Raw genomic sequence first — 14,746 nt, 5'->3', positions numbered from 1 at the left:
CCTTCAAGGGGAGTTACGCCAAATCAGCGTCAATGCTGCTATGCGGTTTTTGCATGGCTGACGGGTGTATCTGCCGCCGGATGGCCCGGCTGCCGTAAAGCAGCCGTAAAACCATCACGCCACACCGGTCCGGGTGCTCAGAGTTTGCCCAGTTCCTTCATATGCTTGCGGTGTGCCATGATCTCGCTTTGAACGAAATCCCGGAAGGCGCCAACGCGCTGGGAATGGCGCAGTTCCTCCGGATAGGCGAGGTAGACCGGAACCTCGTTCTGGACCTCTTCAGGCAGAACTTCGACCAGCTGCGGGAATTCTTCGGTCACATAGTCAGGCAGAATACCGATGCCCAGATTGTGCAGAACGCCCTGCAGCACGCCAAAGTAATTATTTACCGTCAGCAGCGAACCGGGGTTCAAGGCCATCAGCTTCTTGCCGAGAACCGCAGCGGACCCCACTTGGGCCGAATGCTGGTTCTGGCAGATCAGCCGGTGATTGGAGATGTCCGCGGATGTTTCCAGGTTTCCATTCTTCTCAAGATAGGAAGGCGTCGCATACAGCCCCATCCGCACCGTCATCAGCCGCTTGCGCACCAGATCGGCCTGGCTCGGCTCCTTCATGCGGATTGCCACATCGGCCTCGCGCATGGGCAGGTCCAGAACCCGCTCCTCCAGCATCAGGTCGATCTTGAGGTTGGGGTACTGTTCATACAGTTTGGTCAGCCGCGGCGCCAGCCACAGGGTGCCAAAGCCCACGGTGGTGGTCACCCGCAGCTCGCCGAACACTTCCTCTTCGCTGTCCCGGATGCGGGCAGAGGCTGCTTCCAGCCGCGCGGACATGGATTGGGTGGCGTCAAACAGCAGCTCACCCTGCTCCGTAAGAATCAGTCCGCGCGCATGGCGGTGGAAAAGCGTCGCATTGAGGCTTTCTTCCAGCGCCCGGATCTGGCGGCTGACCGCGGATTGCGACAGATTCAGCTTGTCACCCGCATGGGTCAGGCTGCCCGCATCGGCCACCGCGTGAAATATTCTGAGCTTATCCCAATCCATATGTGTTACTTTCTGTCCGTTCGGGGCCGACTGTATGAAATCTTAGTTATGTATCAGTTTCCCCGGCGCAAGCGAGCAAAATCGAAAAAAATGCGGCTATTCAGGTCAGCAATTATGACCTATTCTTGCGGGCAGAAAGTGCAAGCTAATCCCGGTTGAGGAGGCCACGATGAGCACGCCGAAAATCACGCTGAACGACAAATACGACCTGACCAAATCGCCTGTGCTGCTGAACGGCACCCAGGCTCTGGTGCGGCTGATGCTGATGCAAAAGCACCGCGACAAGGCGGCGGGTCTCAATACCGCCGGGCTTGTCACCGGTTACCGCGGATCGCCCCTGGGGGCCGTGGACCTGCAGATGTCCCGCGCCGAAAAGCAGCTGAAGGAGGCGGATGTCACCTTTCAGTACGGTCTGAACGAGGATCTGGCCGTCACTGCGCTCTGGGGCGCGCAGCAGGCAGAGGTTCGCGGCGAGGGCAAATACGACGGCGTCTTCGGCCTGTGGTACGGCAAAGGCCCGGGCGTTGACCGCTCTGGCGATGCGATCCGCCACGCCAATATGGCCGGCTCCTCCAAATACGGCGGCGTGCTCCTGGCGATGGGTGACGACCACACCGGCGAAAGCTCCACCGTGCTGCACCAGTCGGAATGGTCGCTGCTGGACTGTTACCTGCCGATCGTCAGCCCGGCCGGCGTGCAGGAGATCCTGGATTACGGCATCTATGGCTATGCGCTCAGCCGCTTCTCCGGCCTCTGGACCGGCCTCAAGACCATGAAGGACACCATCGAGGTGACCTCGGTTGTTGACGCCCGCCCTGAGCGGATGCAGCTGGTCACCCCGGACTTTGACATGCCGGCAGATGGTTTGAACATCCGCCTGGACGACGACCGCTTCCGCCAGGAAAACCGCATTATCGATTACAAGCGCTTTGCGGCAGAGGCGTTCAGCCATGCCAACAAGATGGACAAGCGCATGTGGGGCAAACCCGGCGCCAAGATCGGCTTTGTCGCCGCGGGCAAGAACTGGCTCGACCTGGTGCACGCTCTGAAGCTTCTGAACATCGACGAGACCATGGCCGAGCGCCTTGGCATCACCACTTACAAGGTGGGGCAGACCTGGCCGATGGACATGAAGGGCTTCAACGACTGGGCCGAGGGCCTGGACCTGATTGTCGTGGTCGAGGAGAAGCGCAAGCTGATCGAGATCCAGATCAAGGAAGCGATCTTTGACAACCGCCGCGGCCGCCGGGTTTACGGCTGGTACAAGGGCGGCGCCGGCGGAATGCACCGCGAAGAGCTTTTCCCGACCAAATACGCCCTCGACCCGATCATGATCGCCGAGAAACTGGGCGGCATTCTGATTGAGGAAGGCCGCGAGACCGAGGCGATCAAGGCCGGTCTGGAGGCGCTGGCAGAGGCGCGCCGCGCCGACAACGCCGAGGAAATCGCCACCCGGCTTCCGTATTTCTGCTCCGGCTGCCCGCACAATTCTTCCACCCGCCTGCCGGAGGGGTCCCGCGCTTATGCCGGCATCGGCTGCCATTTCATGGTGCAGTGGATGGACCGCGAAACCACCGGCTTCACCCATATGGGCGGCGAGGGCGTGAACTGGGTCGGCGAAGCGCCGTTTTCCACCCGCAAGCATGTGTTCCAGAACCTGGGTGACGGCACCTACAACCACTCCGGCGTGCAGGCGTTCCGCGCGGCTTTGGCCGAGGGCACCAACATCACCTACAAGATCCTCTATAACGACGCGGTGGCGATGACCGGCGGCCAGCAGGCTGAGGGCGGGCTGACCGCGCAGCAGATCGCGCATGAGCTGAAGGCGATGGGCGTCAAGACCATGGCCGTGGTCTATGACGAAAAGGAAGATGTGGACGCGGCCTTGTTCCCGGCCGGCATGCGGATGCATGAACGCGCCGAGATGATGAAGATCCAGCGCGAGTTCGAACAGGTCGAGGGCGTCTCCGCCATCATCTACATCCAGACCTGCGCCGCCGAGAAACGCCGCCGCCGCAAGCGCGGCCAGTTCCCGGATCCGGACCAGCGGGTGTTCATCAACACCGACGTCTGCGAGGGCTGCGGCGATTGCGGCGTGCAATCCAACTGTGTCTCCATCGTGCCCAAGGACACCGAACTGGGGCGCAAGCGCGCCATTGATCAATCGTCCTGCAACAAGGATTTCTCCTGCCTCAATGGTTTCTGCCCGTCCTTCGTGACCGTCGAAGGCGCCAAGATCCGCAAGGAGGCAACCGCGGGCCTGGACCTGCCTGATCTGCCGCAGCCGGATCTGCCCGCGATTGACGGCACCCATAACGTTGTGATCACCGGCGTTGGCGGCACCGGCGTTGTGACCATCGGCGCGGTGCTGGCGCAGGCGGCACAGATCGACGGCAAGGGCGCAGGGCTGATGGAAATGGCCGGCCTCGCCCAGAAGGGCGGCGCGGTGCATATCCACTGCCGGATTGCGGAGAAGCCCGAGGATATCTCAGCCATCCGCGTTGCCACCGGCGAGGCGCACGCCCTGATCGGCGGCGACCTGGTGGTGAGCGCCGGTGCCAAGACCCTGGGCCTGACCACCACCGGCAAGACCGGCGCGGTTGTGAACAGCCATGAGATCATCACCGGCGAGTTTACCAAGAACACCGAGTTCAAGGTGCCGTCCGACCGTCTGGAACTGGCCCTGCAGGCGCGTCTGCGCGACCAGTTGGACCTGTTTGATGCCTCCGAGCTGGCCCGCGCCACCATGGGCGACTCGATCTTCTCGAACATGATGGTGTTCGGCGGCGCCTGGCAAAAAGGTTTGATCCCCGTCAGCATTGAGGCCATCGCACAGGCGATCGAGATGAATGGCGCCGCGGTGGAGCGCAACAAGCGCGCCTTCGACATCGGCCGCTGGGCGGTGCTGCACCCGGAAGAAGCCGCCAAGCTGATCGAGCCCAAGGCCGCGGACAAGCCCAAGACGCTGGACGAGAAAATCGCCTTCCGCGCCGATCATCTGGTGGCCTACCAGGGCAAGGGGCTGGCCAAGCGCTATGGCAAGCTCTTGGACGGCATCAATGATCCCGCGCTGAAAGAGGCGGTGGCAAAGGGCTATCACAAGCTGCTGGCCTACAAGGATGAGTACGAGGTCGCCCGCCTGCTGCTCGACAGCCGAGCCAAGGCGGAAGAGGCGTTTGAGGGCGATCTGAAGCTCTCCTACCACCTGGCGCCGCCGATGCTGGGCGGCACCGATCCCAACGGCCGCCCGAAGAAGCGCAAGTTCGGCGCAAGCATGGAACGCGGGTTCCGCCTGCTGGCCAAGCTGAAACGCTTGCGCGGCACGCCGCTGGACGTCTTCGGCTACACCGAAGAGCGCAAGATGGAGCGCGCGCTGATCAAGCAGTATGAGGCTGACATGAAGGAATGGCTGCCGAAGGCCGCGCCTGAAATCATGGAGCCGCTGGTGGCGCTGGCCGAACTGCCGCTGCAGATCCGCGGCTTTGGCCCGGTCAAGATGGCCAACGAGCAGAAGGCTGCCAAGCGCCGCGAGGAGCTGCTGGCCGCGCTGCGCCAGGGCGGCGTGCCGCTGCAACAGGCGGCAGAGTAACACTGCTGAGTAAGACTGGGCAAGGCGGGGGGGGCACTCCCGCCCGCCTTGATCCTTTCAAAGAAAGGCCCAAGACAGTTGGGCCCGGCGCCGCGCTGACGCGCGGCGCTTGCCGTTCCGCCTGCAAAATTTTCCTGAATGGTCGTTTCTGACGTATTCTTCAGCCATTTCAGCGCGCGGTTTGCCGCGCCGCCGCTAGGCTCGGTCCGAACAGCATGTTGCCGCTGCACAGGAAAGGAGCCGCCCGATGTCCCTCTCACAGGCCTTGCAGGCTGCCCGCACCCTGCACAACCAACTGCCCGCCTTGCGGGAGTTCGCGCCTTGGCCAAGCGATCTGGAGCCTGCCGAACTGGCCCCCGCGGCGATGCCCGCACAAGGCCAGGTGGCTGGGTTCACCCAGCCCGGCACGCCCGAGACCCAGCCGCTGGTCGACGCGCTGCGCAGCGCGGCTGATCAGGCGCATTGGATCCAGACCTATACCGAGGCCGAGGTCGGTGCGCATTTCCTGCAGAACTACGGCTATTTCGAACTGTTCGGACCCACCGGCCATTTCCGCAGCACCCAGCTGCGCGGCTATATCGCCTATTGGGGTGCCGGGCTGAAGTACGACTGGCACAGCCACGAGGCAGAGGAGCTGTATGTGGTGCTGGGCGGCGGGGCGCAGTTCCTGACCGAAGAGAGTGAGCGCTGGCTGGGCGCGGGCGAAACCCGCCTGCATGGCGGCTGGCAACCGCACGCGATGAACACAGGCGAACAGCCGATCCTGACCTATGTGCTGTGGCGCGGCGCCGGGCTGGAGGGGCTGCCGCTGATGGGCGGCAGACAAGCGATAACAGCCTAGGCTGCAAACAGCGCGAAGCGGCAAATTCCCGCAACCCGTCACATCGCTGTCACAGAGCTGTTGCATAGAGCGCTGCCGGCCTTATCTGGCCGGTATGACCAGACGGAGACCCGCCCAGATGCAGGCCCAGCGCCATATCGCCCGTGACATTTCCTATGCCCATTCGGCGTCCACCCGCGCTGGCCGCGCGGTGATCCGGCTGATGGAGAACTCCACCGGCCGGATGAACCTGATCCGCCGCGCTGCCGGCTATGAACAGGAGGTGGCGGCGGGCCGGGATTTCTGGGCCGTGATGGCGGAGCGCTACGGTTTGACGCTGGATATCGCGGGCGGGACGCTGGCGCATATCCCGCGGGACAAGCCGGTGATCCTGATTGCCAATCATCCTTACGGTATCCTCGACGGGCTGATGATGGGGCATATCCTGGCCGAGACCCGCGGCGATTTCCGCATCCTGGCCAACCATGTCTTCCGCAAGGCGGAGGACCTGAACAAGGTGATCCTGCCGGTGGATTTTGCCGAGACCCGCGAGGCGATGCAGACCAACCTGCAAACCCGCAAGGAGGCGCTCAGCTACTTGGGGCAGGGCGGCGCCATCGGCATTTTCCCGGGCGGCACCGTGTCCACCGCAGCGCGTCCCATGGGCCATCCGATGGATCCGGGCTGGCGCGGCTTCACCGCCCGGATGATTGCCAAATCCGATGCCGTGGTGGTGCCGCTGTTCTTTGACGGCCACACCTCGCGCCTGTTCCAGATCGCCAGCCACCTGCACGCGACCCTGCGCATGGGGCTTTTGATCCAGGAATTCCGCAAACGCGTTGATACCCCTGTCCGGGTGGTGATCGGTGAACCAATTGGCCGCGGCACTCTGGCGCCTTTGGCAGGTGATACAAAAGCCCTTATGGATTTCTTGCGCAAAGCGACGTATGAGCTTTCTCCAGAACCGCTCAAATCCTACGGTTACGGGTTTGAGTTCGAAGAGAAACACCGCGCGTGAGAAGGCGACATGGCTGTAGGCATCTTTGATTCAGGCCTGGGCGGGCTGACCGTCCTGGACGCGGCGCAAAAGCGCCTGCCGGATGTGGATTTCCTCTATTACGGCGACAACGCCCGCGCGCCTTATGGTGTGCGCGATGCGGAGGATGTCTATCAGCTGACCAAGGCGGCGGTTCATGACATGTGGGACAAGGGCTGCGATCTGGTGATCCTCGCCTGCAACACCGCCTCCGCCGCCGCGCTGCGCCGGATGCAGGAGGGCGGACTGCCCCAGGGCAAGCGGGTGCTGGGCGTCTTTGTGCCGCTGATCGAGGCGCTGACCGAGCGGCAGTGGGGCGACAACTCACCGCCGCGCGAGGTCGAGGTGAAGCACGTGGCGCTGTTCGCCACGCCGGCCACCGTCGCCAGCCGGGCTTTTCAGCGGGAACTGGCGTTCCGCGCCATCGGCGTCGACGTCGAGGCGCAGGCCTGCGGCGGTGTTGTCGATGCGATCGAGGACGGCGACATGATCCTGGCGGAGGCGCTGGTGCGCTCCCACGTCGATGCGTTGAAGCGCAAGATGCCGCATCCGCAGGCTGCGATCCTGGGCTGCACCCACTACCCGCTGATGGAGCAGACGTTTCAGGAAGCACTGGGCCCGGACGTCAAGGTCTTCAGCCAGGGCAGCCTGGTGGCCGACAGCCTGGCGGATTACCTGACCCGCCACCCCGGCATGCACGGCAATGGCGCGGGCGGGTTCTTTACCACCGGGAATCCGGGCCGCGTCAGCGACCGCGCGACCCAGTTCCTCCGACGACAAATCACCTTTCAGGCGGCCTGAGCGCAAACGTCCCGGAACCTTGTTCCAGGTCAAAGTGCGCGGGCGCGGTTTTCCCTATTTCTCTCCGCAGATGGCTGCGGAACCGGCATATCACATCGAAAGACGAGGTCTGACATGACCCATAAAGTGGCTATCCTTGGCGCTTCCGGCTATACCGGCGCCGAACTGGTGCGGCTGATTGCCCAGCACCCGAATATCGAGATCGCGGCGCTGTCCGCCGACCGCAAGGCCGGCATGACCATGGCCGAAGTGTTCCCGCACCTGCGCCATATGGAGCTGCCGGTGCTGTGCAAGATCGGCGAGATCGACTTTGCGGATATCGACCTCTGCTTCTGCGCGCTGCCGCACAAGACCAGCCAGGAAGTGATCGCAGGCCTGCCCAAGGACCTGAAGATTGTCGATCTGTCAGCTGATTTCCGGCTGCGCGACCCGGCGGAATACGAGAAATGGTACGGCAACCCCCATGCCGCGCTGGCGCAGCAGGAAGAGGCGGTCTATGGCCTGACCGAGTTTTACCGGGAGGATATCAAATCCGCGCGGCTGGTTGCCGGCACCGGCTGCAACGCCGCCACCGGCCAGTTCGCCCTGCGGCCGCTGATCGAAGCCGGCGTCATCGACCTGGACGAGATCATCCTGGACCTGAAATGCGCCGTCTCCGGCGCCGGCCGGTCGCTCAAGGAAAACCTGCTGCACGCGGAGCTGAGCGAGGGCTACAACGCCTATGCCATCGGCGGCACCCACCGGCACCTGGGCGAGTTTGACCAGGAATTCAGCAAACTCGCAGGCCGCCCGGTCAAGGTGCAGTTCACTCCGCATCTGCTGCCGGTGAACCGCGGCATCCTGGCAACCGTCTATGTGAAGGGCGATGCCAAGGCGATCCATGAGACCTTTGCCAAGGCTTACGCTGATGAACCTTTCATCGAGCTGCTGCCCTTTGGCGAGGCGCCGAGCACCCATCACGTGCGCGGCTCCAACTTCTGCCATATCGGCGTGGCGCAGGACCGGATCGACGGCCGTGCCATCGTCATTGCGGCGCTGGATAACCTGACAAAAGGAAGCAGCGGCCAGGCCTTGCAGAACGCCAACCTGATGTTAGGTGAGGAAGAGACCGAAGGCCTGATGATGGCGCCGCTGTTCCCCTGATCCGGGGGCGGCGCTGGATTGGGCCTGAAATGAGGACACCATGAAGAACCTGAAGAAACAGCGCCGTATCCAGGTGATCGCCATTGCCGCGGTGGCCCTGATCGTTGCCACCGCCTTGATTGGCTATGCCCTGCAGGACGGGATCAACTATTTCCGTTCGCCCAGCCAGGTGGCGGAGGAACCGCCAAAACCCTCCGAAGTGTTCCGCATCGGCGGGCTGGTGGCCGAAGGCTCGCTGCAGCGCGGCCAGGGCGAGACCGTGCGCTTTGCCGTCACCGACGGCGGCGCCACGGTGCAGGTCGCCTATACCGGCGTGCTGCCTGATCTGTTCGAGGAGAACCAGGGCATGGTGGGCACCGGCAGCTACGTCAATGGTGTCTTTGAAGCCACTGAAATCCTGGCGAAACATGACGAAACCTATATGCCCAAGGAAGTCATGGACGCGCTGAAGGAACAGGGGGTCTATCAGGAACCCGAAACCTGATCACCAACCTGATCTCCGGGTCCGGAACGGAACCCTCCCGCCCCAAAGACGCCTCCCTTCCGGGGGGCGTTTTGCGTTGGGCCGGGCGCCGCGCGATGCGCGGCGCGGCAGCGCCCTGCAGGGGTGTTGCGTACCCAGCGTACGGTGGTGTCAGGGGATCTTAGGCCCTGTGCGGCAGTATGACCCGGACCGGAACGTGGTGAGGTGACATGCTGACAGTGACTGAGATTGCGGAACAGATCGTGGCGCGCGAGGGCGGTTTTGTGAATGACCCCGCTGATCCGGGCGGCGCCACCAAATACGGGGTGACCATCGGCACGATGCGGCGGCTGGGTCTGGACCTGACAGGCGACGGGCGGGTCGGGATCGCGGATGTGCGGGCGCTCAGCCGGGCGCAGGCGGTGGAGATTTTCATCCGCCATTATTACGAGGCGCCCCGCATCGCCAGCCTTCCTCCCTGCCTGCAGGCGACGGTGTTCGACATGTATGTGAATGCAGGCAGCAATGCGGTGCGCATCCTGCAGCACTTGCTGCGCGATATGGGGTTTGACGTTGCCGTGGATGGGGTCATCGGCCCGCAGACCGCCTCGGCGGCAGAGCAGGCGGCCCTGGTCGACGCGGACGCCCTGCGCGACGCCTACGGGATTGCCCGCCGGAACTACTACTTCCGCCTCGCCGACCGCCGCGCGGCCAGCCGCAAATTCGCCCGCGCCCGCGATGGAACCAAGGGCGGCTGGATAAAACGGGCGGAGGAATTCATCTCTGCCCAGTATCACCTGAGCCGGCAGGCATTTCAGCGGAGGACTGCCGAATGGGGCTGATCACGGATGTTCTAGGGCTGATTTTTGGAAGCCATCGCAACGCATTGCGGGAAACTGTTGAAGTGTTCCGGGAAAACGCTGAGGCCGGTGCAGAACGGGCGCATGCAATGCAGGGCGCCGCGCTGGAGCAATTGGCGGCAGAGTTTCAATATGGCGGCAAAAGCCGGTTCGACCGGTTCATGGACGGTGTGAACCGGCTGCCGCGGCCCTTGCTGGCGCTTGGAACCCTTGCGCTGATGGGGGCAGCTCTGACCGATCCGGTCTGGTTTGCTGCAAGAATGCAAGGGCTGGCGCTGGTGCCGGAGCCCTTGTGGTGGCTCTTGGGAGTCATTGTCTCCTTCTACTTCGGTGCGCGCCACCAGATGAAAAGCCAGGAGTTCCAGCAGGGGCTGGCCGCCAGCATGGCACGGGCGCCGCAGGTGGCCCGCAACATCGCAGTGCTGGAAAGCTTGCGGGCAGACTCGCCTGCTGCCGCCGCTACCGGCACCGATGCAGCCGCCCGTCTGGACGCCACCGAAACGGAGGTTAACCCGGCCTTGCGGGCCTGGAAGACCCGCCGCGGCTGATCACAATTTGCCTTCTGCGGCGGCGTGGCGCGGGGTTTGCCATTGGCCCTGCCGGCAGACAGGCGTATAGGAAACCCATCCCTGAACTCCATGCATGGACACATCGGCACATGATCACAGAACTCGGACATTTCGCCCTAATTCTTGCCTTCATGATCGCCATTGTGCAGGCGGTTATCCCCTTGATCGGGGCCCATAAACGCTGGCCCGGCTGGATGGCCGTGGCGGAACCCGCAGCTCAGGCGCAGTTCCTGTTCACCGCGTTCTCATTCGGCGCGCTGATGTGGGCCTTCATCACCTCGGATTTCTCGCTGAAACTGGTGACACTGAACAGCCATTCGGCCAAGCCGATGCTGTATAAGATCTCTGGCACTTGGGGTAACCACGAAGGCTCGATGCTGCTGTGGGTACTGATTGTCAGCCTGTTCGGCGCCATGGCTTCTGTCTTTGGCGGCGGGCTGCCGCCGACACTCAAGGCGCGGGTGCTGTCGGTGCAGGCGGCCATTGGCGTCGCCTTCTTTGCCTTCATCCTGTTCACCTCCAACCCGTTCCTGCGCCTTTCGGTGCCGCCGTTTGACGGCCAGGACCTGAACCCGCTCTTGCAGGACCCGGGGCTGGCGTTCCATCCGCCGTTCCTCTACCTCGGCTATGTGGGGCTCAGCATGGCGTTTTCCTTTGCCGTCGCTGCCCTGATCGAAGGCCGAGTGGATGCCGCCTGGGGCCGCTGGGTGCGGCCCTGGACGCTGGCGGCCTGGGTGTTCCTAACCATCGGCATCGCGCTGGGGTCCTGGTGGGCCTATTACGAGCTGGGCTGGGGCGGTTTCTGGTTCTGGGACCCGGTGGAAAACGCCTCCTTCATGCCCTGGCTTCTGGCCGCCGCGCTGCTGCATTCCGCCATCGTTGTTGAGAAACGCGAGGCGCTGAAAAGCTGGACCATCCTGCTGGCGATCCTGGCCTTCGGCTTCTCGCTGATCGGCACTTTCATCGTGCGCTCCGGCATCATCACCAGCGTGCACGCATTCGCCAACGACCCGGAACGCGGGGTGTTCATCCTGTTCATTCTGGCCTTCTTCACCGGCGGCGCGCTGACGCTGTTTGCTGCCCGCGCCCAGGCGATGGAGGCCAAAGGGGTGTTTGGCATGGTCAGCCGCGAAACCGCGCTGGTTGCCAACAACATTCTGCTGGCGGTCAGCTGCTTTGTCGTGTTTTTCGGCACCGTCTGGCCGATCGTTGCGGAGATGGTCTTTGCCCGTAAGCTGAGCGTCGGCCCGCCGTTCTTCAATTCTGCCTTCACGCCGTTCATGGTGGTGCTGGGGCTGCTGCTGCCGGTGGGCGCTATGCTGCCGTGGAAACGCGGGCGGATTGGCCGGGTGGCCTGGCAGCTGCGCTATGTGTTCGTGCTGGCAGTGTCGCTGGGCGTCTTGGCCTGGGCAATGCAAACCGGCCGCTCCGCGCTGGGTCCGGTGGGGTTGTTCCTCGGCTCCTGGATGGTGTTTGGCGCGCTGGCGGATCTGTGGCTGCGCGGCGGCAAAGCGAACCGTCTGGGCCGCATGCTGCGTCTGCCGCGGGCGGACTGGGGCAAGGCGGTGGCCCATGGCGGCCTTGGCATCACTATCTTTGCCATCGCAGGCCTGACCGCCTGGGAGCAGGAGGACATCCGCGTTGCCCGGCTGGGAGAGCCGTTTGAAGTCGGCGCCTTCACGCTGGTGCTGACGGATGTGAGCCGCGAGCAGGGGCCGAACTATTTCACCACCAAGGGCCGCGTCGAGGTCACCCGCAATGGCCGCCCCGAAGCGGTGATGTTCCCCGAGAAGCGCGACTACCCGGTCGCCAAGATGCCGACCACCGAGGCGGCGATCGACTACCGGGTGACCCGTGACCTCTATGTGGTTCTGGGCGATCAGCAGGCGGACGGCAGCTGGACCATGCGGACCTACATCAAGCCCTTTGCCAACTGGATCTGGGCGGGCTGCATCCTGATGTCCCTTGGCGGGCTTCTCAGCCTCAGCGACCGGCGGTTCCGGGTCGCGGCGGGCGCGCGCAAGACAGCTTCGGCGGGAGTGCCAGCGGAATGAAACAGATGCGTTTTCTGATCCTTGCCCTGGCCGCGCTGATGGCGCTTGCCGTGTTCGTCCCGGCGCCGGTGCTGGCCGTGGAGCCGGATGAGGTGCTGGAGGACCCGGCGCTGGAGGCCCGCGCCCGCGGCTTGTCGGAGGGCCTGCGCTGCCTGGTCTGCCGGAATGAGAGCATTGATGAATCCAACGCCGACCTGGCCCGCGACCTGCGGGTCCTGCTGCGCGAGCGGCTGGTGGCCGGGGACAGCGACCGGGAGGCGATTGATTTCATCGTCGACCGCTATGGCGAATATGTGCTGCTGAAGCCGACGGCACATGGGGCCAACCTGCTGCTTTGGGCGGCCGGCCCCCTTATGCTGCTGGCAGCGCTGGTGATCGGGATATTCTATGTCCGCGGCCGCGCCCTGGCGCCCAAGGCGTCGGAGCAGCGTTTAAGTGCGGAAGAGCAGGAACGGCTCAGGAAAATCCTGGAGGATTGACGCCGGGTCTGTCTTTCCGGCCCGCGCGCTTTGCGCCACGATGCCTGCCAACCGGCTGCGCGTGCAGACTGATCGCGCGGCCCAAAGCTGATTTTAGGTAGGGCACTACGATGGAATACAAGGAAATCCTGTTTTCGCTGCAGGACGGGCTGGCGGTTATCACGCTGAACCGGGAGGCACGCAAAAACGCGCTGACCAGCCGGATGCGGTCCGAGATCACCCACGCGATGCGGCTGGCCGCGGGTGAGGCGCGGGCAGTGGTGCTGACGGGCGCAGGCGATGCCTTCTGCTCCGGCCAGGACCTGAGCGATGCCGGCAACAGCGGCAAGCTGGATCTGGAGCGCACCCTTCGGGATGAATACCTGCCGATGCTGCAGGCGATCTATGACTGCCCGGTGCCGGTGATCGCTGCGGTCAATGGGGCCGCAGCCGGGGCCGGTGCCAACCTGGCGCTGGCGGCGGATGTGGTGATTGCCTGCGAAAGCGCGTTTTTCATGCAGGCCTTTACCAGGATCGGCCTGATCCCCGATGCCGGCGGCACCTGGTTCCTGCCGCGCCAGGTTGGCCTGGCCAAGGCCACGGGAGCGGCGCTGTTTGCCGACCGCATCAGCGCGCAGCAAGCCAGCGACTGGGGCATGATCTGGGAAGCGGTGCCGGACGCGGAGTTCGATGCCCACTGGCGCGCGCGCGCGGCCTATCTGGCCGAAGGCCCGACCAAGGCGCTGGCAGCAACCAAGACAGCCCTGCGCGACAGTTACACCCGCACCCTGGCAGAGCAGCTTTCGGAAGAGGCGCATCTGCAGGGGCAATGCGGCAAGACCCGTGATTTCCTGGAAGGCGTGACCGCGTTCATGGAAAAGCGCCCCGCGAAATTCGAGGGGCGCTGAGAGGTTTGGAAAACAGCGGGTGCCGGAGGCTCCGGCATCCGTTACGCGCGTTCAAGAAGCCAAATATTGTGCGGAGAGATCAATCCGCCGGCTCCTTCGATCCGGGCGAAGACTGACCCGTTTGCCTTGAGCAAAGCATCGTCTTCACCGCCAGATTCAGCGGGGACGTCCTCAACCGTGATTTCCGGGGCCGGACCGCTGCCGTCATAATTGTAGACGAGCAAGTCTTCGAGCGAATTGTAGTCTGTCAGAACCACCGGTTCATCCCCGGGTTCGATCCAATCACCCAGAACCAGGGCATCTTCTCCCGCACCCAAGCTGACTGTATCACCGCTGCCGGCATATACATCATCATCCCCAAACCCGCCGATGACCACGTCTGCATCATCATCTGTATCTGCGCTCAGATCGAAGTCCAGTTGAATAGCCTCATCAGGATCGTCATTGGCGATCCAGTTGCGAAGGGCTTCGATTGTGGCAGTGGGATCTAACGCGCTGGTTGCAACAATGAGATCGTCGCCCAGACCCCCGATGAGTGTGTCATTGCCGGTGCCATCCAGGATCAGGTCGGCATCCGCGCCGCCGCGCAGGAAGTCATTGCCTTCGCCGCCCACCAGCAGGTCTTCGCCCTCCTGGCCGAACAGGCGGTCGTCGCCGCCGTGTCCGTCCACGATATCAATGCCGTCCCCGGCGAAAACCGTGTCGTTGCCCTCGGCCCCGGCAAGGTCGTCGTTTTCTTCTGAGCCGGTGATTTTCTCACCTGCAACGTCATCATCATCATCCAGCGCAAGGGCGATGCCGCCAATGGTCAGGCCGATACCCAGCAGAAGCAATAGTTCCATGTCTTCAATCCCGCCGCTGCCCGCTGGAGCGCACTCCGCAATTCCAGGAGAAATGCACCGCCAGCAGAAAGTAAACTTTTCTGTTCAGTAGTGGGTTGTGCAGAGACAGTCAAATTCTCTTAAATATTGAAACTCTTTAGGAAACAATCCTGGAAAACCT

The 14,746-nt window shown here is 63.4% G+C and carries 13 protein-coding genes; 11 read left to right on the top strand and 2 right to left on the bottom strand.

Annotation, left to right across the window (positions count from 1 at the left end; translation table 11 throughout):
- Nucleotides 1-137 precede the first annotated feature (137 nt).
- Nucleotides 138-1,043: a LysR family transcriptional regulator gene (locus K3725_RS08825; protein ID WP_039182863.1), complete on the bottom strand. Its 906-nt coding sequence runs from the start codon at nucleotides 1,041-1,043 to the stop codon at nucleotides 138-140.
- Nucleotides 1,044-1,212: 169 nt separating this feature from the next.
- Here K3725_RS08825 and K3725_RS08820 point away from each other — a divergent pair, with 169 nt between their 5' ends.
- The 11 genes from K3725_RS08820 (at nucleotide 1,213) to K3725_RS08770 (ending at nucleotide 13,744) form a co-directional block, all read left to right on the top strand.
- On the top strand, nucleotides 1,213-4,632 hold the full coding sequence (locus K3725_RS08820; protein WP_260018399.1) for an indolepyruvate ferredoxin oxidoreductase family protein: 3,420 nt from the start codon (nucleotides 1,213-1,215) through the stop codon (nucleotides 4,630-4,632).
- A gap of 247 nt (nucleotides 4,633-4,879) precedes the next feature.
- The gene (locus K3725_RS08815) at nucleotides 4,880-5,473 is read left to right on the top strand and encodes a dimethylsulfonioproprionate lyase family protein (RefSeq protein WP_260018398.1); all 594 of its coding nucleotides are present in this window, start codon (nucleotides 4,880-4,882) and stop codon (nucleotides 5,471-5,473) included.
- A gap of 118 nt (nucleotides 5,474-5,591) precedes the next feature.
- Nucleotides 5,592-6,470 (top strand): lysophospholipid acyltransferase family protein, encoded by an 879-nt coding sequence (locus K3725_RS08810; RefSeq protein WP_260018588.1) that lies wholly within the window; start codon nucleotides 5,592-5,594, stop codon nucleotides 6,468-6,470.
- Between the two features lie 9 nt (nucleotides 6,471-6,479).
- A complete protein-coding gene (locus tag K3725_RS08805) occupies nucleotides 6,480-7,289 on the top strand; it encodes a glutamate racemase (protein WP_260018397.1) in 810 nt (269 codons plus the stop codon).
- Between the two features lie 114 nt (nucleotides 7,290-7,403).
- Complete coding sequence (gene argC, locus K3725_RS08800; protein WP_260018396.1) at nucleotides 7,404-8,432, top strand: N-acetyl-gamma-glutamyl-phosphate reductase; 1,029 nt, start codon at nucleotides 7,404-7,406, stop codon at nucleotides 8,430-8,432.
- Nucleotides 8,433-8,472: 40 nt separating this feature from the next.
- Complete coding sequence (gene ccmE, locus K3725_RS08795; RefSeq protein ID WP_260018395.1) at nucleotides 8,473-8,916, top strand: cytochrome c maturation protein CcmE; 444 nt, start codon at nucleotides 8,473-8,475, stop codon at nucleotides 8,914-8,916.
- Nucleotides 8,917-9,125: 209 nt separating this feature from the next.
- Nucleotides 9,126-9,737, top strand: a complete 612-nt coding sequence (locus K3725_RS08790; protein WP_260018394.1) for a holin-associated N-acetylmuramidase — start codon at nucleotides 9,126-9,128, stop codon at nucleotides 9,735-9,737.
- The gene (locus K3725_RS08785; RefSeq protein WP_260018393.1) at nucleotides 9,728-10,303 is read left to right on the top strand and encodes a holin family protein; all 576 of its coding nucleotides are present in this window, start codon (nucleotides 9,728-9,730) and stop codon (nucleotides 10,301-10,303) included. The genes K3725_RS08790 and K3725_RS08785 overlap by 10 nt, the downstream gene beginning before the upstream one ends.
- A 110-nt stretch (nucleotides 10,304-10,413) precedes the next feature.
- Nucleotides 10,414-12,378 (top strand): heme lyase CcmF/NrfE family subunit, encoded by a 1,965-nt coding sequence (locus K3725_RS08780; protein ID WP_260018392.1) that lies wholly within the window; start codon nucleotides 10,414-10,416, stop codon nucleotides 12,376-12,378.
- Nucleotides 12,379-12,383: 5 nt separating this feature from the next.
- On the top strand, nucleotides 12,384-12,857 hold the full coding sequence (locus K3725_RS08775; RefSeq protein ID WP_260018587.1) for a cytochrome c-type biogenesis protein: 474 nt from the start codon (nucleotides 12,384-12,386) through the stop codon (nucleotides 12,855-12,857).
- 110 nt (nucleotides 12,858-12,967) lie between these two features.
- Complete coding sequence (locus K3725_RS08770) at nucleotides 12,968-13,744, top strand: enoyl-CoA hydratase-related protein (protein ID WP_260018391.1); 777 nt, start codon at nucleotides 12,968-12,970, stop codon at nucleotides 13,742-13,744.
- 41 nt (nucleotides 13,745-13,785) lie between these two features.
- Here K3725_RS08770 and K3725_RS08765 read toward each other — a convergent pair whose 3' ends face one another.
- Nucleotides 13,786-14,586 (bottom strand): calcium-binding protein, encoded by an 801-nt coding sequence (locus tag K3725_RS08765; RefSeq protein ID WP_260018390.1) that lies wholly within the window; start codon nucleotides 14,584-14,586, stop codon nucleotides 13,786-13,788.
- Nucleotides 14,587-14,746: the final 160 nt, after the last annotated feature.

This window comes from Leisingera sp. S132 (assembly GCF_025144465.1).
Lineage (GTDB): Bacteria > Pseudomonadota > Alphaproteobacteria > Rhodobacterales > Rhodobacteraceae > Leisingera.
The sequence above is the reverse complement of the archived record's forward strand: the minus strand, read 5'-3'. Positions and strand labels throughout refer to the sequence as shown.

Coding starts and splice junctions, on each gene's coding strand:
- K3725_RS08820 (WP_260018399.1), top strand. CDS start 1,213: ATGAGCACGCCGAAAATCACGCTGAACGACAAATACGACCTGACCAAA.
- K3725_RS08780 (WP_260018392.1), top strand. CDS start 10,414: ATGATCACAGAACTCGGACATTTCGCCCTAATTCTTGCCTTCATGATC.
- K3725_RS08805 (WP_260018397.1), top strand. CDS start 6,480: ATGGCTGTAGGCATCTTTGATTCAGGCCTGGGCGGGCTGACCGTCCTG.
- K3725_RS08790 (WP_260018394.1), top strand. CDS start 9,126: ATGCTGACAGTGACTGAGATTGCGGAACAGATCGTGGCGCGCGAGGGC.
- K3725_RS08775 (WP_260018587.1), top strand. CDS start 12,384: ATGCGTTTTCTGATCCTTGCCCTGGCCGCGCTGATGGCGCTTGCCGTG.
- K3725_RS08765 (WP_260018390.1), bottom strand. CDS start 14,586: ATGGAACTATTGCTTCTGCTGGGTATCGGCCTGACCATTGGCGGCATC.
- K3725_RS08825 (WP_039182863.1), bottom strand. CDS start 1,043: ATGGATTGGGATAAGCTCAGAATATTTCACGCGGTGGCCGATGCGGGC.
- K3725_RS08815 (WP_260018398.1), top strand. CDS start 4,880: ATGTCCCTCTCACAGGCCTTGCAGGCTGCCCGCACCCTGCACAACCAA.
- K3725_RS08785 (WP_260018393.1), top strand. CDS start 9,728: ATGGGGCTGATCACGGATGTTCTAGGGCTGATTTTTGGAAGCCATCGC.
- argC (WP_260018396.1), top strand. CDS start 7,404: ATGACCCATAAAGTGGCTATCCTTGGCGCTTCCGGCTATACCGGCGCC.
- K3725_RS08810 (WP_260018588.1), top strand. CDS start 5,592: ATGCAGGCCCAGCGCCATATCGCCCGTGACATTTCCTATGCCCATTCG.
- ccmE (WP_260018395.1), top strand. CDS start 8,473: ATGAAGAACCTGAAGAAACAGCGCCGTATCCAGGTGATCGCCATTGCC.
- K3725_RS08770 (WP_260018391.1), top strand. CDS start 12,968: ATGGAATACAAGGAAATCCTGTTTTCGCTGCAGGACGGGCTGGCGGTT.